Source organism: Kitasatospora sp. NPDC034533, assembly GCF_055575155.1.
Genome location: NZ_JBVITE010000027.1, coordinates 12,650 through 34,387 on the forward strand (window position 1 = coordinate 12,650; position 21,738 = coordinate 34,387).

General features: G+C 75.6%; 22 protein-coding genes. 15 read left to right on the plus strand and 7 right to left on the minus strand.

Translation table 11 applies throughout. The annotated features are described in order from the left end of the window. The first annotated feature begins 53 nt into the window (after positions 1–53). From ACZ55U_RS19890 to hypE, 13 genes are all read left to right on the plus strand, one after another. Entirely contained in the window at positions 54–1,841 is a 1,788-nt protein-coding gene (locus tag ACZ55U_RS19890; RefSeq protein WP_465527449.1) for a nickel-dependent hydrogenase large subunit, read from the plus strand. Beyond that, entirely contained in the window at positions 1,838–2,311 is a 474-nt protein-coding gene (locus tag ACZ55U_RS19895; protein WP_465527450.1) for a thioredoxin, read from the plus strand. Before ACZ55U_RS19890 ends, ACZ55U_RS19895 begins: the two co-directional genes overlap by 4 nt. After that, positions 2,308–2,955: a DUF5947 family protein gene (locus ACZ55U_RS19900; RefSeq protein ID WP_465527451.1), complete on the plus strand. Its 648-nt coding sequence runs from the start codon at positions 2,308–2,310 to the stop codon at positions 2,953–2,955. The genes ACZ55U_RS19895 and ACZ55U_RS19900 overlap by 4 nt, the downstream gene beginning before the upstream one ends. Further along, complete coding sequence (locus tag ACZ55U_RS19905; RefSeq protein ID WP_465527452.1) at positions 2,952–3,596, plus strand: DUF6084 family protein; 645 nt, start codon at positions 2,952–2,954, stop codon at positions 3,594–3,596. The genes ACZ55U_RS19900 and ACZ55U_RS19905 overlap by 4 nt, the downstream gene beginning before the upstream one ends. Beyond that, positions 3,593–4,963 carry a hypothetical protein gene (locus ACZ55U_RS19910; RefSeq protein WP_465527453.1) on the plus strand — a complete coding sequence of 457 codons (1,371 nt, stop codon included), beginning with the start codon at positions 3,593–3,595 and terminating at the stop codon, positions 4,961–4,963. The genes ACZ55U_RS19905 and ACZ55U_RS19910 overlap by 4 nt, the downstream gene beginning before the upstream one ends. Further along, the gene (locus ACZ55U_RS19915; RefSeq protein ID WP_465527454.1) at positions 4,960–5,460 is read left to right on the plus strand and encodes a hydrogenase maturation protease; all 501 of its coding nucleotides are present in this window, start codon (positions 4,960–4,962) and stop codon (positions 5,458–5,460) included. The genes ACZ55U_RS19910 and ACZ55U_RS19915 overlap by 4 nt, the downstream gene beginning before the upstream one ends. Further along, positions 5,454–5,558 carry a DUF6893 family small protein gene (locus ACZ55U_RS19920; RefSeq protein ID WP_380733517.1) on the plus strand — a complete coding sequence of 35 codons (105 nt, stop codon included), beginning with the start codon at positions 5,454–5,456 and terminating at the stop codon, positions 5,556–5,558. The genes ACZ55U_RS19915 and ACZ55U_RS19920 overlap by 7 nt, the downstream gene beginning before the upstream one ends. 116 nt (positions 5,559–5,674) lie before the next feature. Next, positions 5,675–6,055, plus strand: coding sequence for a hydrogenase maturation nickel metallochaperone HypA/HybF (locus ACZ55U_RS19925; protein WP_465527455.1), 381 nt, complete (start codon positions 5,675–5,677; stop codon positions 6,053–6,055). 5 nt (positions 6,056–6,060) lie between these two features. Beyond that, positions 6,061–6,840, plus strand: a complete 780-nt coding sequence (gene hypB, locus ACZ55U_RS19930) for a hydrogenase nickel incorporation protein HypB (RefSeq protein WP_465527456.1) — start codon at positions 6,061–6,063, stop codon at positions 6,838–6,840. Beyond that, a complete protein-coding gene (hypF, locus tag ACZ55U_RS19935) occupies positions 6,837–9,149 on the plus strand; it encodes a carbamoyltransferase HypF (RefSeq protein WP_465527457.1) in 2,313 nt (770 codons plus the stop codon). The genes hypB and hypF overlap by 4 nt, the downstream gene beginning before the upstream one ends. 6 nt (positions 9,150–9,155) lie before the next feature. Next, the gene (locus ACZ55U_RS19940; RefSeq protein WP_465527458.1) at positions 9,156–9,446 is read left to right on the plus strand and encodes a HypC/HybG/HupF family hydrogenase formation chaperone; all 291 of its coding nucleotides are present in this window, start codon (positions 9,156–9,158) and stop codon (positions 9,444–9,446) included. Further along, a complete protein-coding gene (gene hypD / locus ACZ55U_RS19945) occupies positions 9,443–10,585 on the plus strand; it encodes a hydrogenase formation protein HypD (RefSeq protein WP_465527459.1) in 1,143 nt (380 codons plus the stop codon). The genes ACZ55U_RS19940 and hypD overlap by 4 nt, the downstream gene beginning before the upstream one ends. Further along, on the plus strand, positions 10,578–11,666 hold the full coding sequence (gene hypE / locus ACZ55U_RS19950) for a hydrogenase expression/formation protein HypE (RefSeq protein WP_465527460.1): 1,089 nt from the start codon (positions 10,578–10,580) through the stop codon (positions 11,664–11,666). The genes hypD and hypE overlap by 8 nt, the downstream gene beginning before the upstream one ends. A gap of 82 nt (positions 11,667–11,748) precedes the next feature. Here hypE and ACZ55U_RS19955 read toward each other — a convergent pair whose 3' ends face one another. From ACZ55U_RS19955 to ACZ55U_RS19985, 7 genes are all read right to left on the minus strand, one after another. Then, a complete protein-coding gene (locus tag ACZ55U_RS19955) occupies positions 11,749–12,843 on the minus strand; it encodes an LLM class flavin-dependent oxidoreductase (protein ID WP_465527461.1) in 1,095 nt (364 codons plus the stop codon). A gap of 33 nt (positions 12,844–12,876) precedes the next feature. Then, positions 12,877–13,902: an LLM class F420-dependent oxidoreductase gene (locus tag ACZ55U_RS19960; RefSeq protein WP_465527462.1), complete on the minus strand. Its 1,026-nt coding sequence runs from the start codon at positions 13,900–13,902 to the stop codon at positions 12,877–12,879. A gap of 56 nt (positions 13,903–13,958) precedes the next feature. Further along, positions 13,959–15,572, minus strand: a complete 1,614-nt coding sequence (locus tag ACZ55U_RS19965; protein WP_465527463.1) for an ABC transporter substrate-binding protein — start codon at positions 15,570–15,572, stop codon at positions 13,959–13,961. A gap of 66 nt (positions 15,573–15,638) precedes the next feature. After that, on the minus strand, positions 15,639–16,472 hold the full coding sequence (locus ACZ55U_RS19970) for an ABC transporter ATP-binding protein (protein WP_465527464.1): 834 nt from the start codon (positions 16,470–16,472) through the stop codon (positions 15,639–15,641). Next, the gene (locus ACZ55U_RS19975; RefSeq protein ID WP_465527465.1) at positions 16,469–17,251 is read right to left on the minus strand and encodes an ABC transporter ATP-binding protein; all 783 of its coding nucleotides are present in this window, start codon (positions 17,249–17,251) and stop codon (positions 16,469–16,471) included. The genes ACZ55U_RS19970 and ACZ55U_RS19975 overlap by 4 nt, the downstream gene beginning before the upstream one ends. Further along, the gene (locus tag ACZ55U_RS19980; protein WP_465527466.1) at positions 17,248–18,150 is read right to left on the minus strand and encodes an ABC transporter permease; all 903 of its coding nucleotides are present in this window, start codon (positions 18,148–18,150) and stop codon (positions 17,248–17,250) included. Before ACZ55U_RS19980 ends, ACZ55U_RS19975 begins: the two co-directional genes overlap by 4 nt. Position 18,151: 1 nt before the next feature. Then, positions 18,152–19,096, minus strand: a complete 945-nt coding sequence (locus tag ACZ55U_RS19985) for an ABC transporter permease (RefSeq protein ID WP_465527467.1) — start codon at positions 19,094–19,096, stop codon at positions 18,152–18,154. 653 nt (positions 19,097–19,749) lie between these two features. Here ACZ55U_RS19985 and ACZ55U_RS19990 point away from each other — a divergent pair. Further along, positions 19,750–20,658: a LuxR C-terminal-related transcriptional regulator gene (locus ACZ55U_RS19990; protein ID WP_465527468.1), complete on the plus strand. Its 909-nt coding sequence runs from the start codon at positions 19,750–19,752 to the stop codon at positions 20,656–20,658. 282 nt (positions 20,659–20,940) lie between these two features. Further along, positions 20,941–21,738: a hypothetical protein gene (locus tag ACZ55U_RS19995; RefSeq protein WP_465527469.1), complete on the plus strand. Its 798-nt coding sequence runs from the start codon at positions 20,941–20,943 to the stop codon at positions 21,736–21,738.

Here is a 21,738-nt window from a genome sequence, read left to right on the forward strand (position 1 = left end):
GCTGCCCCCGCCCCCTGCCCCGCCCCCGTTCAGAGAAGGACACGACAGACACGATGGCAACACCGATCACGAAGGCGACCGGCGACGGCAGCGGCCTGACCGAGATGTCCTGGGATCCGATCACCCGGATCGTGGGCAGCCTGGGCATCCACACGAAGATCGACTTCAAGCAGAAGAAGGTCGCGGAGTGCTACAGCACCTCCTCGGTCTTCCGCGGCTACAGCGTCTTCATGCGCGGCAAGGACCCGCGCGACGCCCACTTCATCACCAGCCGGATCTGCGGGATCTGCGGCGACAACCACGCCACCTGCTCCGTCTACACCCAGAACATGGCGTACGGGGTGAAGCCGCCGCACCTGGGGGAGTGGATCATCAACCTCGGCGAGGCCGCCGAGTACATGTTCGACCACAACATCTTCCAGGAGAACCTGGTCGGGGTCGACTACTGCGAGAGGATGGTCCGCGAGACCAATCCCGGCGTCCTGGAGCTGGCCGAGCGCACCGAGGCCCCGCACGCGGGGGACCACGGGTACCGGACGATCGCCGACATCATGCGCTCGCTCAACCCGATCGAGGGCGAGTTCTACCGCGAGGCGCTCCAGGTCAGCCGGTACACCCGGGAGATGTTCTGCCTGATGGAGGGCCGCCACGTGCACCCCTCCACGCTCTACCCGGGCGGCGTCGGCACGGTCGCCACCGTGCAGCTGTTCACCGACTACCTGACCCGGCTGATGCGCTACGTCGAGTTCATGAAGAAGGTCGTGCCGCTGCACGACGACCTCTTCGACTTCTTCTACCAGGCCCTGCCCGGCTACGAGGAGGTCGGCCGCCGGCGGGTGCTGCTCGGCTGCTGGGGCAGCCTCAACGACCCGGACCACTGCGACTTCACCTACCGCAACATGACGGACTGGGGCCGGAGGATGTTCGTCACCCCCGGCGTCGTGGTGGACGGCAAGCTCGTCACCAACGACCTGACGCGGATCAACCTCGGCATCCGCATCCTGCTCGGCAGCTCCTACTACGAGGACTGGCAGGGCAAGGAGCTGTTCGTCACCCACGACCCGCTGGGCAACCCCGTCGACCCCCGCCACCCGTGGAACCAGCACACCATCCCCGCCCCGCAGAAGCGGGACTTCGACGGCAAGTACAGCTGGGTGATGTCCCCGCGCTGGTTCGACGGCGAGGAGCACCTCGCCCTCGACACCGGCGGCGGCCCGATCGCCCGCCTGTGGTCCACCGCGCTGTCCGGGCTGGTCGACATCGGCTACGTCAAGGCCACCGGCCACAGCGTGCTGATCAACCTGCCCCGCTCGATGACCAGGCCCGAGGTCACCTTCGAGTGGAAGATCCCCCGGTGGAGCAACGCCATCGAGCGCAACCGCGCCCGCACCTACTTCCAGGCGTACGCGGCCGCCGCCGCCCTGCACTTCACCGAGAAGGCGCTCGACGAGGTCCGCGCCGGGCGCAGCCAGACCTGGGAGCGCTTCGAGGTGCCGGACGAGTCGATCGGCTGCGGCTTCACCGAGGCCGTGCGCGGCGTGCTCTCGCACCACATGGTGATCCGCGACGGGAAGATCGCCAACTACCACCCGTACCCGCCCACCCCGTGGAACGCCAGCGTCCGCGACAGCCACGGCACGCCCGGCCCGTACGAGGACGCGGTGCAGAACACGCCGATCTTCGAGGAGAACCCCCCGGAGCGGTTCAAGGGCATCGACATCATGCGCGCGGTGCGCAGCTTCGACCCCTGTCTGCCCTGCGGCGTGCACATGTACGTCGGTGGCGGGCGCACCGTGAAGACCCTGCACGTGCCCACCGGCCTGAGCGGGCTCACCGCATGACGGCCGAGCAGACCGGGCAGCGGATCCAGCAGGCCCTGGACGTGCTGGCCGACAGCGGCGCCGACGCCGAGCGGGCCGGCGAGCAACTCGTCCGCGAGATCATCGAGTTCCACGGCCAGGGCCTGGCCCGACTCGTCCCCGCGCTGCCCCCGCCCGCCCTGGAACGGATGCTGGACGACCCGGCCGTGGCCGGGCTGCTGCTCCTGCACGACCTGCACCCCGAGGACCTCACCGCCCGGATCGACCGGGCGCTGGCCGCCCTGCCCGAACGGGTCGAGACGCTCGGCTTCGACCCGGACACCGGCACCCTGCGGCTGCGCCGGACGGCCACCGGCTGCGGCTGCGGCGAGCAGGAGGTGGAGGCCGCCCTCGCCTGCCACGCCCCCGAGGTGACGGCCGTGGAACTGGAACGCGCCCCGCAGCTGCTCCAGATCGGCACCCGCCCGCCGCGCGCCGCGGAGGCACGATGAACACCCGCCGGATCTCCCGCGACGGCACCGCCCTGCTGCACCGGCTTCGCGAACCGGCCCCGCCGCGCCCCGAGCAGTGCGCGCTCTGCGGCCGGGACCTGCCCGCCGACCACCGCCACCTGGTGGACGCCGAGGAGCGCGCCCTGGCCTGCGCCTGCACCGCCTGCGGCCTGCTGTTCAGCCGCCCCGGCGCGGCCGGCGGCCGCTACCGCACCGTGCCGGACCGCTACCTCGCCGACCCGGCGGGCGAGTTGGACCAGCTGGTCTGGTCGGCGCTGGGCATCCCGGTGGGCACCGCCTTCGTGTTCCGCAACGCCGTGCTGGACCGGCTGCTCGCCTTCTACCCCGGCCCGGCCGGCGCCACCGAGAGCGAACTGGACGAGGACGCCTGGCGGCGCGCCCTCGGCGGCAGCCGGCTGGCCGCCGCCCTGGAACCGGACGTGGAGGCGCTGCTGCTGCGCCGCACCGAGGAGCGCGTCGTGTGCTACCTGGTGCCGATCGACGTCTGCTACGAGCTGGTCGGCCGGCTGCGACGCCGCTGGCACGGCTTCGACGGCGGCGCCGAGGCCCGGGCCGAACTCGACGCGTTCTTCGCCCGGCTGGCCGCCCGGGCCCGCCCGCTGCCCGCGGAGGTGACGGCGTGACGGCCCTCGACTTCGCCTGCGTGGGCGTGCGCCCCGACCCGTACGCGGCCGGGCCGACCCTGGTGTTCCGGCTGCGCATCACGGCCCCGGCCGACACCCGGGTGCACGCCCTCGCCCTCCGGTGCCAGCTGCGGATCGAACCGGCCCGCCGGCCGTACGCGGACGCCGAGGGCGAGCGGCTGACCGACCTGTTCGGCGCGCGGGAGCGCTGGGCGACCACGCTCAACCCGCTCCAGCTCGCCACCGTGCCGCTGCTGGTGCCCGGCTTCACCGGCGCGACCGAGACCGACCTCGCGGTGCCCTGCACCTACGACCAGGACGTCGCCTCGGCCCGCTACTTCCGGGCGCTGGACGGCGGCGAGGTGCCGCTGCTGCTGCTCTTCTCCGGCACCGCCTTCGCCGGCCCGGCCGGCTTCCAGGTCAGCCCGGTGTCCTGGGACCGGGAGGCCCGGGTGCGGATGCCGGTGCGCGTCTGGCGGGAGGCGATCGACCGGCACTTCCCGGACAGCGGGTGGCTGCGCCTGCCGGACCGGGTGATGGACGAACTGCTGGCCTACCGCTCCCGGCGGGCCCTGCCCTCCTGGGAGGCGACGGTGCGCGAACTGCTCGCGGTCGCGGCGATCGGGGAGGAGGCGAGGTGAGCGGCTTCCCCGAAACGATCGAGCGCGGCTTCGCCGCCGCCCGGCAGATCGCCGACGCGGTGCTGCTGGAGGGCTACGTCCTCTACCCGTACCGGGCCTCGGCGGCCAAGAACCGGCTGCGCTGGCAGTTCGGCGTCCTGGTGCCGCCCGAGTACACCGCCCAGGGCGGGGAGCACTCCCACCAGCGCACCGAGTGCGTGATGGAGGCGCGCGACGGCGACGTGCTGGCCGTCGAACTGCGCTTCCTGCGGGTGCGGCGGCGCACCGTGGAACGCGCCACCGCCTCCGGCTTCGAGCCGGTGAAGCGGCTGGAGCTGGCCGACCGGGACCTCGTCGAATGGGACGAGGGCGTCGAGGAGCGGATCGAACTCCTGGTTCCGGTCCAGGAGTTGGCCGGCAGCGGGCGACAGCGGCCGTTCCGGCTGCCGGGCGTCGGGGAGACCGGGCTGGTGCACGAGGACGGCGCCGTGGCGGGCCGGGTGGTGCGACGGCGCGAACAGGTGGACGGCCTGCTCCGGGTGCGCGCCGAGGACCTGCCCGGCCCGTACCGGGCGCAGCGGCTGACCGTCGAGGTGGAGAACACCTCTGCCTGGGTGCCGCCCCGGCGGGCCACCCGCGAGCACGCGCTGCCGCGCTCGCTGGTCTCCGCCCACCTGCTGCTCGGACTGGAGCACGGCCGCTTCCTGTCGGTCACCGACCCGCCCGAGTGGGCCCGCCCGGCCGTCGAGCGGTGCCGCAACGACCGCACCTGGCCGGTGCTGGCCGGCCCGGAGGGCGAGCGCCGGGTGGTGCTCTCCTCCCCGATCATCCTGGAGGACCACCCGCGGATCGCCCCGGAGAGCCTCGGCACCCTGTACGACGCCACCGAGATCGACGAGATCCTCGCGCTGCGGACGGCGGCTCTGACCGAGGAGGAGAAGCGCGAGGCCCGGGGCACCGACGAGCGGGCCGGAGCCGTCGTCGACCTCGCCGAGTCGATGCCGCCCGAGGTGCTGGAGCGGCTGCACGGGGCGATCCGCGGACTGCGCGAGGCCACCGGCGGCTCCGGTGTCCCGGCCGGACAGCCCTGGTGGGACCCGGGCGACGACCCGGAGGTCGACCCCGGGCGCGACCGGGTCCTGGTCGACGGCCGGCAGGTCGGCGCCGGCAGCCGGGTGGTGCTGCGGCCCGGGCGGCGGCGCACCGACGCCCAGGACCTCTTCCTGGACGGGCGCACCGGCGTCGTGGAGGCCGTGCTGCACGACCTCGACGGCTCGGTGCACCTGGCCGTCACCGTGGAGGACGACCCGGGCGCCGACCTGTGGCGCGCCCAGGGGCGCTTCCGCTACTTCCAGCCCGACGAGGTCACCCCCCTGGAGGGGCCGTGACCGTCCTGGTCGCCGGAATCGGCAACATCTTCCTCGGCGACGACGGCTTCGGCGTCGAGACGGTCCGCAGGCTCCGCGCCCACCCGCTGCCGGCCGGCGTCGAGGTGGTCGACGTCGGCGTGCGAGGCGTGGACCTGGCGTACCGGCTGCTCGACGGCCACCGCACCGCCGTCCTGGTGGACGCCACCTGCCGGGGCGGGGCGCCCGGCACGGTCTACCTGATCGAGGCGGACGCCGGGCAGCCGCTGGACGTACCCGTGCTGGACGGGCACCGGATGGGGCCGGACGCGGTGCTGGCGCTGCTCGCCACGCTCGCCGCCGGCACCGGCGGCCGTCCGCCCGGACGGGTGCTGGTGGTCGGCTGCGAGCCGGCCTCGCTGGAGGAGGGCATCGGGCTCAGCGAGCCCGTCACCGCCGCCGTGGAGGAGGCGGTCCGAGTGGTCCTGCGGGTCGTGGACGAGGCCGCGCAGCCGGAGAAGGAGACGACACCATGCTGAGGAAGCTGATCTGCGCGGCGCTGCTGGCCGGGATCGGCGCGGCGGTCTGGCAGAGCCTGCCGGACCTCAAGCGCTACCTGCGGATCTCGCGGATGTGAGCCGCCGATTGCTGCGAACGGTGCAGCCCCGCCCCCGGCGGCGGCGCGGCTTCGGGCCGCCGCCGCCACCGCGCCCTGTAATGGGGCCCGTTGCCGCCCGCCCCGGGAAGGGACCCATGCACGAGATGTCGATCGCCGAAGCCGTCGTCGAGCAGGTGGACGCGGCGGCGCGCGAGCACGGCGCCCCCGGGGTGGCGCGGGTCCGGCTGCGGGTGGGCGAGTTGGCCGGCGTGGTGCCCGAGGCGCTCGACTTCTGTTTTGAACTCGCCTGCGCCGGAACGCTGGTGGCGGGCGCGGCGCTGGTCACCGAGCCCGTCGCGGCCCGGGCGCGCTGCGCCCCCTGCGCGGTCGAGTGGGCGGTCGGCATGCCGCCGGACCTCGGCTGCCCGAACTGCTCCGGCGGTGGCGGCGTGGAGCTGTTGTCCGGGCGGGAGTTGCAGATCCTCGACGTCCGGTGGGCCGACGGCCCCGGCGTCCGGGCCGAACAGAAAGGCTGATGCCGATGTGCCGCACGGTCGACCTCCGTCAGGCGGTCCTCGCCCGCAACGACGACAGCGCCCGCCGGTTGCGTGCGGCGCTGGCCGAGCGGGGCACGGTCGCGGTGAACCTGCTGTCCAGCCCCGGCAGCGGCAAGACCGCCCTGCTGGAGGCGGAGTTGGGGCTGGCCCGGCGGCGCGGTCTGGCGGTCGCCGCGCTGACCGCCGACCTCGCCACCGAGAACGACGCCCGGCGCCTGGCCCGTTCGGGCGCGCCGGTGAAGCAGGTGCTCACCGACGGGCTCTGCCACCTGGAGGCCCGGATGCTCGCCGGGCACCTGGACGGCTGGCTGCCGGCGGACTGCCGGCTGCTGTTCGTGGAGAACGTCGGCAACCTCGTCTGCCCGGCCTCCTACGACCTCGGCGAGTCGCTGCGGGTGGTGCTGGCCTCGGTCACCGAGGGCGAGGACAAGCCGCTCAAGTACCCGACGGCGTTCGGCCTCGCCAACCTGGTGCTGGTGACCAAGGCGGACCTCGCGGCGGCGGCCGAGTTCGACGAGGCGGCGTTCCTGGCCAACGTCCACCGGGTCAACCCCGGGGTGGAGGTGCTGACCACCTCGGCCCGGACGGGGCAGGGCGTCGGGGCGCTGCTGGAGCGGGCACTGGCGGTGCTGGGCGGGGCGCGGCCGCACCGGCCGGTGATGACCGCCCCGGCGCCGCACGACCACGGCCACGACCACGGCCACGACCACGACCACGGGCACTCGCACGGCCCCGGCTACCGCGCGGTCGGGGAGGACGCGTGACGGCCGGTCACCCGGGGATCGACCACGAGCGGCGGCGGGTCGCCGTCCGCGGCCTGGTGCAGGGCGTCGGCTTCCGGCCGTTCGTCCACACCCTGGCCGGTGAACTCGGACTGGCCGGCAGCGTCACCAACACCGGCGAGGGCGTCCTGGTCGAGGTCGAGGGCGGCCGGGACGCCCTCGACGCCTTCTGCCGGCGGGTGGCCGGCGACGCACCGCCGCTCGCCCGGGTGGACTCGGTGGAGCACACCCCGCTCGCCGCCACCGGCGCCACCGGCTTCCGCATCGTGCCGTCCCGCCCCGGTGGGCCCCGCACCACCCTGATCCCGTCGGACACCGCGGTCTGCGCCGACTGCCTGGCCGAACTCACCGACCCGGCCGACCGGCGCCACCGGCACCCGTTCATCAGCTGCACCAACTGCGGCCCCCGCTACACCATCGTCACCGGCCTGCCGTACGACCGGGCCAACACCACCATGGCCGGCTTCCCGATGTGCCCGGACTGCGCCCGGGAGTACGCCGACCCCGCCGACCGCCGGTTCCACGCCCAGCCCATCGCCTGCCACGCCTGCGGCCCCACGCTCGGGCTGACCGTGCCCGGGCGCCCCGCACTGGCCGGGGAGGAGGCCCTCGCCGGGGCCCGGCGCCTGCTGGCCCAGGGCGCGGTCCTCGCCGTCAAGGGCATCGGCGGCTACCACCTGGCCTGCGACGCCCGCGACCCCGCGGCCGTCGCCCTGCTGCGCCGGCGCAAGCGGCGCGGTGACAAGCCGTTCGCCGTGATGGCCCGCGACCTCGCCACCGTCGAGGGCCTGCTGCCGCTCGGCCCGGTCGAACGGGAGCTGCTCACCGGCCCGGTGCGGCCGATCGTCCTGCTCCGCCGCACCGGCCGGCCGGTGCCCGAGGGCGTCGCCCCCGGCAGCCCCGACCTCGGGATGATGCTCCCGTACACGCCGCTGCACCACCTGCTGCTCGCCGCCCCCGGGCCGGACCTGCTGGTGATGACCAGCGCCAACCTCTCCGGCGAGCCGATCGTCACCGAGGACGGGGAGGCGCTGGAGCGGCTCGCCCCGCTGGTCGACGGCTGGCTCACCCACGACCGGCCGATCCATGTGCCCTGCGAGGACTCGGTGGTGCGGGTGGTCGACGGCGAGCAGCTGCCGCTGCGCCGCTCGCGCGGCCACGCCCCGCTGCCGCTCCCGCTCCCGGTGCCCGTCCGCCCGGCGCTGGCGGTCGGCGGGGACCTGAAGAACACCTTCGCCCTGGCCCGGGACGGATACGCCTGGCTGTCCGGCCACATCGGCGACATGGACGACCTGGCCACCCTGCGGGCCTTCGACCGCGCGGTGGAGCAGCTCGCCACGGTCAGCGGGGTGCGGCCGGAACTCCTCGTCGCCGACCGGCACCCCGGCTACCGCTCGCTGCGGCACGCCGAGCGGACCGCCGCCGGCCGGCCGGTGCGCCGGGTGCAGCACCACCACGCCCACATCGCCGCCGTGATGGCCGAACACGGCCTGGACGGCGGCCGGCCGGTGCTCGGGGTGGCCTTCGACGGCACCGGTTACGGCGAGGACGGCGCGATCTGGGGCGGCGAGGTGCTGCTGGCCGACTACGACCGGTTCCGCCGCCTGGCCCACCTCGGGTACGTGCCGCTGCCGGGCGGCGACGCGGCCGTCGAGCGGCCGTACCGCACGGCGCTCGCCCACCTGCGCGCCGCCGGGCTGCCCTGGACGCCCGGGCTGCCGCCGGTGAAGGCCTGCGGCGAGGAGGAACTAAGGCTGCTGGGGCGGCAGTTGGAGCGCGGTCTGCACTGCGTTCCGACCTCCGGCATGGGCCGGCTGTTCGACGCGGTGTCCTCGCTCGCGGGGGTCTGCCAGCGGGCCGGGTACGAGGCCCAGGCGGCGATCGAACTGGAGGCGGAGGCCTGCGCGTTCGGCCCGGCGGAGGGCTACCGGTTCGGGCTGTCGGCCGGGACGGACGGCTGGACCGCCGACCCCGGGCCGGTGCTGGCCGCCGTGGTGGCCGAGGTGGCGGCCGGCGCCCCCGCCGGGCTGGTCGCCGCGCGCTTCCACGCCGCCGTGGCGGACCTGGTCCGGCGGATCTGCGCGGCCGCCCGGGAGCGCCACGGCACCACCACGGTGGCGCTCAGTGGCGGGGTCTTCGCGAACGCGCTGCTCTCCTCGGCCTGCGCGAGCGGCCTCGGGGAGGACGGCTTCACCGTGCTGCGGCACCGCCGGGTGCCGCCCAATGACGGAGGACTGGCGCTCGGCCAGCTGATGGTGGCCGCCCGGTCGTCGGCCGCCCGGGAGGAGTGAGAGCGGATGTGCCTGGCGGTGCCCGGCAGGGTGACGGAGATCGGGGAGCGGGACGGGGCCCGGATGGCGGTGATGGACTTCGGCGGCGTCGTCAAGGACGTCTGCCTGGAGTACCTGCCGGACCTGGCGGTGGGCGAGTACGCGATCGTCCACGTGGGCTTCGCGCTCCAGCGCCTGGACGAGGAGTCGGCCCGGCGCACCCTCGCGCTCTTCGAGGAACTCGGGCTGTTGCAGGAGGAGTTCGGCGACCCGTGGGAGGCCGCGGGCGCCGGCGGGGCCGAGGAGGCCGGACGATGAGGTACCTGGAGGAGTTCCGCAACCCCGAACTTGCCGCGGGGCTGCTCGCCGACATCAGGGCGGCGGTCACCCGGCCGTGGGCGCTGATGGAGGTGTGCGGCGGCCAGACGCACAGCATCATCCGGTACGCCATCGACCAACTCCTTCCGCAGGAAGTCGAGTTGATCCACGGGCCGGGTTGCCCGGTGTGCGTCACCCCGCTGGAGGTGATCGACCGGGCGCTGGCGATCGCCGCCCGGCCCGGGGTGGTCTTCTGCTCCTTCGGGGACATGCTGCGGGTGCCCGGCACCGACCGGGACCTCTTCCGGGTCCGCGGCGAGGGCGGTGACGTCCGGGTGGTGTACTCGCCGCTCGACGCGCTGCGCATCGCCCGGGAGAACCCGGACAAGGAGGTGGTCTTCTTCGGCATCGGCTTCGAGACCACCGCCCCGCCGAACGCGATGGCCGTCCACCTGGCCAGGAAGCAGGGCCTGGGCAACTTCAGCATGCTGGTCTCGCACGTCCGGGTGCCTCCCGCGATCGACGCGATCATGGACTCGCCGGACTGCCGGGTGCAGGGCTTCCTCGCCGCGGGGCACGTGTGCAGCGTGATGGGCACCGCCGAGTACCCGGCGCTGGCGGACCGCCACCGGGTGCCGATCGTCGTCACCGGCTTCGAACCGCTGGACATCCTGGAGGGCATCCGGCGGACCGTGCGGCAGCTGGAGCGCGGGGAGCACACCGTCGACAACGCCTATCCGCGGGCCGTACGGGCCGAGGGCAACCCGGCGGCCCGGGCCGTGCTGGAGGACGTTTTCGAGGTGGCCGACCGCTCCTGGCGGGGCATCGGGGTGATCCCGCTGAGCGGCTGGCGGCTCTCGCCGCGCTACCGGGACCACGACGCCGAGCACCGTTTCGACGTCTCCGGGATCACCACCCGCGAGCCCGCCGAGTGCCGCAGCGGCGAGGTGTTGCAGGGGCTGCTCAAGCCCCACCAGTGCGAGGCCTTCGGCACGCTCTGCACGCCGCGCACGCCGCTCGGCGCCACGATGGTCTCCAGCGAGGGGGCGTGCGCGGCGTACTACCTGTACCGGCGGCTGGGCGTGCCGGAGGTGCCCCTGCGGGCCGGGGAGCCCCAGGAGGCGAGTCGCGTTGGCTGACACCGACCTGCTCCTCCAACCGCCCGACGAGCGGCCCGACTTCTCCGGCTGGAGCTGCCCGATGCCGCTGCGCGACCACCCCCGGGTGGTGATGGGCCACGGCGGCGGCGGGGCGCTCTCCGCCGAGCTGGTGCGGGACGTGTTCGCGCCGGCCTTCGGCGGCCCGGTGCTCGCCGGGCTCGGCGACAGCGCGGTGCTGGAGCTCGGCGGCGCCCGGCTCGCCTTCTCCACCGACTCCTACGTGGTGCGTCCGCTGTTCTTCCCCGGCGGCTGCATCGGGGACCTCGCGGTCAACGGCACCGTCAACGACCTCGCCATGAGCGGGGCCCGGGCCGCCTACCTGTCCTGCGGCTTCATCCTGGAGGAGGGGGTGGAGACGGCGGTGGTGGACCGGGTGGCCCGGGCGCTGGGCGCCGCCGCCCGTGCCGCCGGGGTGGAGGTCGCCACCGGGGACACCAAGGTGGTCGAGGCCGGGCACGGGGACGGCGTCTACCTGAACACCGCCGGCATCGGGCTCGTCCCCGCCGGGGTCGACATCCGGCCGCAGCGGGCCGTGCCCGGTGACGTGGTGATCGTCAGCGGGCCGATCGGGCTGCACGGGGTGGCGATCATGAGCGTCCGGGAGGGGCTGGAGTTCGGGGTGGAGGTGCGCAGTGACAGCGCGGCGCTCGGCGGGCTGGTCGAGGCGATGCTCGCGGCCACGCCCGACCTGCACGTGCTGCGCGACCCCACCCGGGGCGGGCTGGCGGCGGCGCTCAACGAGATCGCGGTGGCGGCCGGGGTGGGGGTGGCGCTCAGCGAGCGCGCCGTCCCCGTCCCCGAGCCGGTGGCCAACGCGTGCGCGGTGCTGGGCCTGGACCCGATGTACATCGCCAACGAGGGCTGCCTGGTCGCCTTCGTCCCGCGCGGGTCGGCGGACGCCGTCCTCGCGGCGATGCGCGCCCACCCGCTCGGTGCGGAGGCGGTGGTGATCGGCGAGTGCGTCCGGGAGCACCCGGGGATGGTCGTCGCCCGCACCGGGTTCGGCGGCACCCGGGTGGTCGACCTGCCGATCGGTGAGCAGCTGCCGCGGATCTGCTGACGGCAGGTGCCCCGCCGCCCCGGGAGAGGCTTCCGGGGCGGCGGGGCGTTCGCGGCGAGGGGTGGGTCCGGCGCCGGCCGGCTCACCAGCCCCGGCGGTCGGCCGGGGTGCCGTGGCCGGCGCGCAGCCGGCGGACGAGCGCCCGGCGGAGGTCGCGGTCGTGGTCGGTCTCGACCGGCAGGTCGAGTTGGACGATGTCCACGCCCGCCGAGCGCAGCAGCCCGATCCGGGCCGCGACGGAGGCGGGGGAGCCGACGTAGGCGGCGCTGAGGGAGCGGCGGACGTACGCGGCGACCTGTTCGTCGCCGTGGGCCGGGTCGGAGCGGCCGCGCTCGCGGTCGCGGTCGAGCTGGACGGCCTCGCGCCAGCGGCCTCCGGCGCCGCCGGAGGTGAGCCGCAGGGCGTCGCGGCGCAGCCGGCGGACCCGGTCGCGGGCCTCCTCGTCGGTGTCGGCGAGGACGACGGTGAGGTGCCGCCAGATCCGCAGGCTCCGGCCGTGGGCGGCGGCAGCGGCGCGGGCCTGGGCGATCCGCCGCCGGGTGTCGGGCAGCGGCAGCGGGCTGACGGCGTACACCTCCGCGTAGCGGGCCGCGAGGTCGAGGCCCTGGGGCGACGAGCCGCCGAAGGACAGCAGCTCGCCGCCGGGTCTGGGGTGCAGGCCGGGGCGGGCGGCGGACACCGAGTAGAACTCGCCCTTGTAGTCGATGTCCTGGTCGGTCGTCAGGTAGCGGGTGAACAGGTCGAGGTACTCCTCGGCCCGGCGGTAGCGCCCGGCCTTGTCGAGGTGGTCGCCGTCGCGGGCGGTGTCGAGGTCGCTGGAGCCGATGATGACGTGGGCCGCAGCCCGCCCGCCGGAGAGGCGGTCCAGGGTGGCCAGGGAGCGGGCGGCGACGGTCGGCGCGGTGGTGCCGACCCGGTGGGCGACGGCGATCCGCAGCCGGCTGGTGGCGGCCAGCGCCCAGGAGGCGACCAGCCACGGGTCGGGCCACGAGCTGGACTGCACCACCAGGGCGCTGTCCAGCCCGTCCTCCTCGTTCTCGCGCGCGGTGCGGGCGATGTGCGCGGGGTCGGCGGTGCGGTCGCGGCCGTCCGGGGCCCAGCGCAGGGCCTGGCGCTCCTGCGGGGTGTCGCCGGGGACGGGGGCGGCGCGGACCCCGCCGCGGATCTCCAGGGGCACGGGTTCTCCTCGCGGGGGTGGTGGCGGGGCGGGTCAGCGGGCGGCCGGGCCGAGCCGGGCCAGGGTGTCGAGCAGCTTGGCCCGGCTGACGAACACCTCGGGCGGCAGCGAGACGTACAGCTGGATGGTGGTGACGCCGGGGCGGTGGTAGGCGAGGATGCGCTCGCGGCACTCCTCGGGCGAGCCGCTGACGAAGAGCCCGTCGACGACCTCGTCCGGCAGGGCCTTCTGGGCGCCCTCCGGGTCCCCCTCGGCCCAGCGGCGGTGGGTCTCGGCGAGCAACTCGCCGTGTCCCAGCCACTCGTGGAACTTCCGGTACGGCTCGCGGTTGAGGATCCATGCGAGGAAGGGCCGGGTGGCGCGGTGGGCGTAGTCGGTGTCCTCGGTGGGGCAGACGAAGACCTTCACCACCAGCTCCTTGCCGGGCGGCTGCGGGCCGACGGTGTCCAGGATCCTGGGGACGTCCTGCGGGAACAGCAGGTTGGTGATGGCGCCGTCGCCCTCGTCGAAGCCGAGCCGGAGCATGTTGGGCCGCAGGGCGCCCAGGATCACCTTGACCGGTTCGGCGGGCGGGTGCGGCAGCCGGTAGCCGGTGATGTCGAAGGTGTCGAACCCGCCGGTGACGTACTCGCCGCGCAGCGCCCGGGTGACGAAGCGCAGCACGTCGCGGGTCCGCTTGAACGGCTCGTCGAAGGGGATGCCGTTGATGTCGGTGACGTGGGCGGGCACCGAGGCGCCGATGCCCAGCAGGACGCGCCCGGGGGCGAGTTGGGCGAGCGTCGCGGCGGTCTGGGCGAGGACGGCCGGGCCGCGGGTGTGCACCGGGACGATGCCGGTGGCGATCCGCAGCGAGGGGGACCACGCGGCGGTGGCGGCCAGCGGGGTGAAGGCGTCGGTGCCGCCGCCCTCGGCGCTCCACACGTCGGTGTAGCCGAGGTCGGGCAGCCGCTCGACCAGGAAGCGGTGCCGGTCGATGGTCAGGCCCGGCAGCGGGAGGGTGATGCCCCACTTGGGCGGCTGGGACTCGGCGGGGTGGTGCGGCAGGTGCGGCGTGGTCATCGGGCGGGTGTCCTTCACTGGAGTGCGCGGGGTGGGGCGGCTGTGTCAGCGGCTGTTCAGCGGACCCAGACGGTGGTCAGGTCGAGGAACCAGGACCGGGGCTGCACGAGGCCGTGGACCTTCGGCGAAAGGGCCCGCGGATTGCGGTCGTTGACGACGAACAGCCACGGCGCGTCCTGGGTGACGCGGGCGAGGGCCTTGCGGTAGCCGGTCTGCCGGGCGGCCTGGTCGGGGTCGGCGGCCGAGGAGGCGAGCAGTTCGTCGACCTGCGGGTCGGCGTAGTGGCCCGTCCAGAACGGGCTCTTGGAGCCGATGAACAGCGGCAGCAGCGCCTCGGACTGGAACAGCGTGGTGGACTGGGCCACGGCGTCGGACCCGAGCGCCACCTGCCCCTTGGCCTCGGCGCCGATCAGGGTGGTCCAGTCGGTGGTGCGCAGCTCGACCTTGATGCCGACGGCGGCGAGGTCCCGCTGGAGGGCCTCGGCGATCGGCACCGGCAGCAGGTTGCCGCTGCCGCCGGTGGGCACCGTGACGGAGGTGCTGAAGCCGTTCGGGAGGCCGGCCTCGGCGAGCAACTGCCGGGCCTTGGCCGGGTCGTGGGAGTAGACGTCCCCGCTCGGGTCGTAGGCGCCGGTGGCGCGGGGCGCGGCCTGGTAGGCGGGGTCGGCGGTGCCGTGCAGCAGCTTCTCGGCGATGGCCTCGCGGTCGATGGCGTAGTTGGCGGCCCGGCGCACCAGCGGGTTGTCCCAGGGGGCCTTGGAGGTGTCCAGGATCCAGTACCAGAGGTGGTCGTAGCTGTTGGTGGCGATCGTGACGCCGTCGGCCTTGAGGCTCTCGATGTCGTCCGGGTTCGGGTACTCGATCCAGTTGACGCCGCCGGAGCGCAGCGCCGCGGTGCGGGCGGCGGCGTCCGGGAGCGCCTTGACCACGAGCCGGTCGAGCTTGGGGGCGCCGCGCCAGTAGTCCTTGTTGGCGGCGAGTTCGATCTGCTGGCCCTCGGTCTGCGAGACGAAGGAGAACGGTCCGGTGCCGACCGGGTGCTGGGCGAAGTTCGCCGACCCGCTCTTGCGGACGGCGGTCGGGCTGGCGATCAGGACGTGGGCGAGGTCCTCCGGGAAGTGGCCGTTGGGCTCCTTGGTGACGAGTTCGACGTGCTCGGCGTCGGTCTTGCGGTAGGAGGCGATGTCGCCGGCGTACTCCGCGGCGGCGGCGCCGAGGGCGTCGGTGTACTCGGGGCTGCTCTTGTCGAGGTAGCGCGCCAGGTTGAACACCACGGCGTCGGCGTCGAAGGGGGTGCCGTCCTGGAACTTGACGCCCTGGCGGAGCGTGAAGGTCCAGGTCCGGCGGTCCGCGGCGACCTGCCAGTCGGTGGCGAGGGCGCCGGTGACCACCGGCGGCCGGTCGGTGCCCTGGAGCAGCTCGTAGCGGGTGAGGCCCTCGTACAGCTGGAAGGAGACCAGCCGCTTGCCCTCGAAGCCGGCGCCGCCGATCACGGTGTCGGTGTTGGGCAGCTTGCCGGTGGCCCCGATCACCAGGGTCCCGCCGCGGCCGTCTCCGCCCGCCCCGGCGGCGCCGCCGTCGGCCCCGGCACAGCCGACGGCCGCGCCGAGCAGGGCGACGGCGGCCGGCAGGGCGACGGCTCTGGAGCGGGTACGGGCGGTGCGCGTCATGGTGATTCCTCGTCGGTTCGTCGGTGCTTCGGTGGTGCTTCGTCGGTACGGAGTGCGGGGCGCCCGTCAGGGCGCGGACCGGACGGCGCCGGTGGCGGCTTCGAGCAGGGCCCGGGTGTAGGGGTGCTCGGGGGAGTCCCAGAGGCGGTCGGCCGGGCCCTGCTCGACCACCCGGCCGTGCCGCAGCACCAGCACCCGGTGGGCGAGGTGGCGGACCACGGCGAGGTCGTGGGAGATGAACAGGTAGGCCAGGCCGGTGCGTTCGCGCAGGTCGGTGAGGAGGTCGAGCAGCCGGGCCTGCACGCCGCGGTCCAGGGCGGAGGTCGGTTCGTCGCAGACCAGCAGGTCGGGCCCGGTGGCCAGGGCCCGGGCGACGGCCACCCGCTGGAGCTGCCCGCCGGACAGCTCGCGCGGGTAGCGGGCGGCGAGCGCGGGCTCCAGCCCGACCTGGGCGAAGAGCCGGGCGACGGCGGCCGGGCGCTCGGCGCGCGGGGTGCCGTGCAGCCGCAGCGCGAAGGCGACCGCCTCCCCGGCCCGCAGGCTCGGGTTGAGCGAGCCGCGCGGGTGCTGCGGGACGAACTGGAGCCGGCCCCGCAGCGCGCGGTCGGCGCGCCCGCGCAGCCGGTACGGGTCGCGGCCGTCGAAGCGGACCTCGCCGGAGTCGGGGGCGAGCAGGCCGAGGGCGAGGCGGGCCAGGGTGGACTTGCCGGAGCCGGACTCGCCGACCAGGCCGAGGGTCTCGCCGGGGGCGAGGGCGAGGCTGACGCCGTCCAGGGCGGTCCGCTCGCCGTAGCGCTTGCCGACGGTGTCCAGGACGAGCAGCGGCGGGCCGGCGTCCGGGCCGGGGCGGCGGTCCTTCGCGGCCTGCCGGTCGGTGGTGGTGCGGGGCTCGGTGCTCATCGGCGGGCTCCCGGTTCGGCGGCCACCAGGGCGGCGGTGAAGGCGTGGTCGGGCTCGCCGAGCACCCGCTCGGCGGGGCCGAGTTCGACGACCCGCCCGCCCCGCATGACGGCCACCGTGCCGCCGATCCGGCGGGCCACCGCGAGGTCGTGGGTGACCAGCAGCAGCGCGATGCCGCAGTCGGCGCGCAGGGTGGCGAACAGGTCCAGGATCCGGCCGCGGACCAGCGCGTCCAGCGCCGTGGTCGGCTCGTCGGCGATCAGCAGCTCCGGGCCGCAGCAGATCACCAGGGCGATCGCGGCGCGCTGGCGCAGGCCGCCGGAGAGCTCGTGCGGGTACGCCCGGGCGACCCGCTCCGGGTCGGGCACGCCGGCGGTCTCCAGCAGCCCGGGGACGGCATCGCGGGCGGCCCGGCGTCCGCCGGCGATCCCGTGCCGGCGCAGCACCTCGGCGAGCTGGGCGCCGATCCGGCGCAGCGGGTCGAGCGAGGCGCTCGGGTCCTGCGGCACGTAGCCGACGCGCCGGCCGCGCACGTCGCAGAGCGCGCGCTCGTCCAGGGCCCGCAGGTCCGTCCCGGCGAGCCGGACGGCCCCGCGGACGGCGGCGCCGCGGCCGGGCAGGCCGAGCACCGTCCGGGCGACGGTGGTCTTGCCGCTTCCCGACTCGCCGAGCAGCACCAGGGCGCCGCCGGCCGGCAGGGTGAGGGAGACCCCGTCGACGGCCCGGACGCCTCCGGGGTACTCGACGGCCAGGCCGTCGACCTCCAGCAGCGCGTTCACCGCTCCCCCTGCTTCGCGGCTCGGCCCACCGGGGTCCGTGCCGTCCGGGTGGCCCGGGCGGCACGGGGCAGGTGGGCGGCGGAGTCGCCGACGCGGGTGCGCAGTGCCTCTCCGAGGGTGTTGAACACCACCGAGACGGCGAGGATGACCAGGGCCGGCAGCACCGCCAGCCACGGGTGGGTGAGCAGCGCGGGCCGCAGCTCGTCCAGCATCGCGCCCCACTCGGCGGTCGGCGGGGCGACGCCGAGCCCGAGGAAGGACAGCCCGGCGGCGTACACCACGGCGAGTCCGACCAGCGAGGAGGCGTACACCAGCACCACCGGCGCCACCACGGGGGCGACCTGCCGGAGCACCAGCGCGCCCCAGCCGGCGCCGCTGACCCTGGCGGCCTCCAGGTACTCGGAGCCCCGGATGCGCCGGGTCTCGGTGAACGCGACCCGCGCGACGGCGGGGGTGAGCACCACGGACAGCGCGAGCACGGTCGCGCCCAGGCCGGGGGTGAGCACCGAGGCGACGGCGATCGCCAGCAGCACCCCGGGGAAGGCGTAGAGCACGTCCAGCGTGCGCAGCAGGGCCTGCTCGGTGACCCGGCCGCCGATCCCGGCGGCGATGCCGAGCAGCGTGCCGGCCGCGGTGGCGACGGTGACCGGCACCAGGGCGCCGGTGAGCGAGGCGCGCCCGGCCCAGATCAGCCGGCTCAGCAGGTCGCGGCCCTGCCCGTCGGTGCCGAGCGGGTGGCCGGGGCTGCCCGGGTCGAGCAGCCGGTCCGCGAGCCGCCCGGCGGCAGGGTCGTACGGGGCGACCAGCGGGGCGGCGAGGGCGAGCAGGAGCAGCAGCGCGGCGAGGGCCGCGGGGACGATCAGGCCGAGGTCGCGGCCGAGTCCGGGTCGTGAGGTCATGTCAGGCCCGCACTCTCGGGTCGATCGCCGCGTGCGCCGCGTCCACCAGGATGTTGACGCCGACGAACGCGACCGCCACCACCAGCACCCCGCCCTGCACCAGGGGAAGGTCACGGGAGGTGAGGGCGTCGTACAGCAGCCGGCCGACGCCGGGCCAGGCGAACAGGGTCTCCACGAAGACCACCCCCTCCAGCAGGTAGGCGAGTTGCAGGCCGCCGATGGTCAGCAGCGCGGGCGAGGCGTTGTGCGCGCAGTGCCGCAGCACGGCGGCCGGGCGCAGGCCCCGGGCGCGCAGCGAGTCGGCCAGTTCGCCGGCCAGGACGGTGCCCAGCGCGGCCCGGAACACCCGGGCGGTGAGCCCGAGCGGCACCAGCGCGGCGGCGACGGCCGGCAGCACCAGGTGCCGGGCCAGGTCGGCCGGACCGCCGGAGCCGAACACGTCGTGGGTGCCGCCGGCGGGGAACCAGCGCAGCCCGACCGCGAACACGGCGATCAGCAGCAGGGCCACCGAGTACTGCGGGGCGGACACCGCGAGGGTGGACAGGGCGCCGGAGATCCGCCCGCCGGGCCCGCGCGGGCGCAGCGCGCCGAGGGCGCCGAGCGCCACCCCGCCGACCAGCACCAGCAGGAAGGCGGCGGCGGTCAGGGTGAGCGTCTGGCCGAGCGCCGGGAACAGCAGGTCGGTGACGGGGCGCTGGCCCGAGACGGAGGTGCCGAGGTCGCCGGTGAGAGCCCGGCCGAGCCACTCGGCGTAGCGGACGGGCAGCGGCCGGCCCAGGCCGAGCCGTTCGGCCAGCTCCGCGCGGGCCTCGGGCGGCGCGCCCGGGCCGAGGAAGGCGGTGACCGGGTCGCCGGGGACAAGCGCGACGGTCGCGAAGACGACGGCGGTGACGCCGACCAGCGTGGGGACGGCCAGCAGGAGCCGGCGCAGCAGGAACCGGGTCACCCGCCGGCCCTCCGGAGCGGGGCGCCGGTCGGGCCGGCGGCGGGCCGGTCGGGTGGGGCGGGCATGGCTGTGCTGCTCCTTCGGGATGGCGGTGGGGAGGGGGCCGGGCGTCGTCCCGGCCTCGCGGCGCGGGATTCGCCGTGCGCGGGCGGAGGCCGTCGCGGGTGCGCCGGGCACCGCCGGGACGGCGGCGGCTGCTTGAAGGAGCGTTGCGGACGTACGGCCCGGACAGCCAGTCAGGTCCTGATGCTGTTACTTCCGGTCACAGCATCGGCGGTGGCCGCAGTGCCGCTGCCCGGGCCACCGGGGCCCGGTCCCGTCCTTGACCTGCACAAGGGACCGGACCTAGGGTTCGCGGCATGGCTATTCGGCGGACCGACTTCACCCTGGTCGGGATCGGCGGCTCGTGGCACCGCAGGTGTTTCGACGAGTCCTGTCGACCGCGCGCGACGCGCTGACCGCCCCGGTCCACACCCGCCGCGGTCGGCGTCCCCTTCCCTCCTCTCCCGGATCCGCCCCGACGCCCGTTCGCGTCCCGGCGCATCCCCTCCGCAGCAGCACCAGTCCAGGGGCCGAACACGGCCCGCCGACTAGGGGGACCGCACAGCCATGTCCGATCACAGACGACCCGCCTCCGTCACCGGAGGGGCCCGATGGCAGCAGTGACCACCTTCGCCGGCCCGCGCGGCCGACGGCACGCCGGCCGCCGCGGCGCGTGCGGCGGCGCCGCCCCGGGGGACGCCCCGGTCACGGCGCCCGCCACGCCGCAGGCCGAGATCGACAATCCGCTCGACCTGATCGCCGGGCACCAGCTGCTCGCCGAACCGGCACCGCCCGCCGCGGGCCGGGTCCACGAGGACTGTGCCTGCGGCCACCCGATGTGCGCGGACGGGGAACGCGCCCGCACCGCGCCCGCCCGGGTGTTCCTGGTCGAACGGCACTCGGTGGCCAGCGCCGGGCTGCGCAGCGTGCTGGCCACCGCGCCCGGGCTGGCGGTGGTCGGCTCCACCGGCGATCCGCTGCGCGCCGTGGCGGCGGTGCACCGGACCGCGCCGGACGTCATCCTGCTCGGCGGCGGCAAGGACCTGGAGGAGGACCTGGCGGCCGTGGTGGCGCTGCGCGGGCCCGACGGGGCGCCCGGCGCCCGGGTGCTGCTGCTGCGGCGCGCCGAGTCGACCGCCGAGGCGAGCCGGATGCTGCTGGCCGGAGCCGGCGGGTGCTTCCCGCTCGACCTGGCGGGTGAGCGGATCATCGGTGCCGTCCAGCTCGCGGCGGCCGGCGGCTCGGTGTTCCTGCCGGCCCCGCCGCCGGCCCGGATCCACGCGGCGGTCCCGGCCCGGCACGTCGGCGAGCCGCCGCCGCAGCAGGCCGGGCTGACCGGGCGTGAGCGGGAGGTGCTGGTCATGCTCGGCCAGGGGCTGAGCAACGCCGAGATCGGGCGGGAACTCGCGCTGGCCGAGGCCACCGTCAAGAAGCACCTCACCCAGGCGATGCGCAAGATCGGGCAGCCCGACCGGCTGCGCGCCGCGCTCTACGCCCACCGGCACGGGCTCGCCGGCTAGCCCGGCGCCATCCACCGCCCCCGGGGCGGGTCCCGCACGACGCGGGGCCCGCCCTTCGTCGTGCCCGGCCCCGGTCCTGCCCGGGGCTGTTCCGGCCCTGTCCCGGCCCCGGTCCGGACGCGGCCCGGCTCGGGGCGACCTTCGGAGCATCCGCACGGCGACGATCGGCGCCCTGACCGGCGCCCTTCGGGGCTACCGGGGCCCTCCGGCGGGTTCGTAGCGTGGCGGGTACGACGACGACACGACGGTCCCACGGGCCGTCAGCCGAAGGGAGATGACCCGATGGGGGGTGTGTCCGACAGGGCCGGCGCTCCGGGCGGTTCCGCCGTGCGCGCGTGCGCCGACCCCGGCCCGCACACCGCGGTGCTGGCCGCCGGGAGCCGACCGGCCCCGGGCCCGGTGCAGCCGAGATCCCCGTACCGCGCGATGTCGGACGCCGAGCGGTCCGCGCTCTGGCGCCGGCGGCTGCACGAGGCGGAGGCGGGCCTCACCCGCTACCTGGTCTCCCGCGGGGACGAACTCCACCTCACCGACTGGTTCGTCCTCCAGTCCGAGCTGTTCGCCGACCTGCCCGAGCCGGACGCCCCGGCCGTCGAGTGGCAGCGGGTGTTCTTCCGCGACCAGGCGCTGATGGAACGGTTCCTCGTGCTGCGCCACGGGGAGGAGGTGCTCGCCGACTGGGCCCGCTCCAACGCCGAGGTGCACCGCGAGGTCGAGCCCGACTACGGCCGGGGCGCCGCCGACCCGATCCACCGGATCGCCCGGCAGGCCGAACTGTACGGTTCCGACTACGAGTTCGACGACGACGCGGCGCCCGGACCGGAGCACGCGGCGCTCACCATCACCCACTGCGCGATCTGGGACTACCGCGAGAAGGCCCGCCGCGCGGGCGTACGGCTCACCCTCGCCTCGCCCTGCACCTACTGCACCGAGGCCCTGTCCGCCAACATCCGCGCCAAGGGCTACCGGCCCGCGCACCGCCTGACCCAGGGCCCGACCGGCCACGGCTGCCGCTGGGAGTCCACCGCCGTGCCCGGCCCGACCGCGGCCACCGCCACCGACGAACCCGGGGAGTCCTGA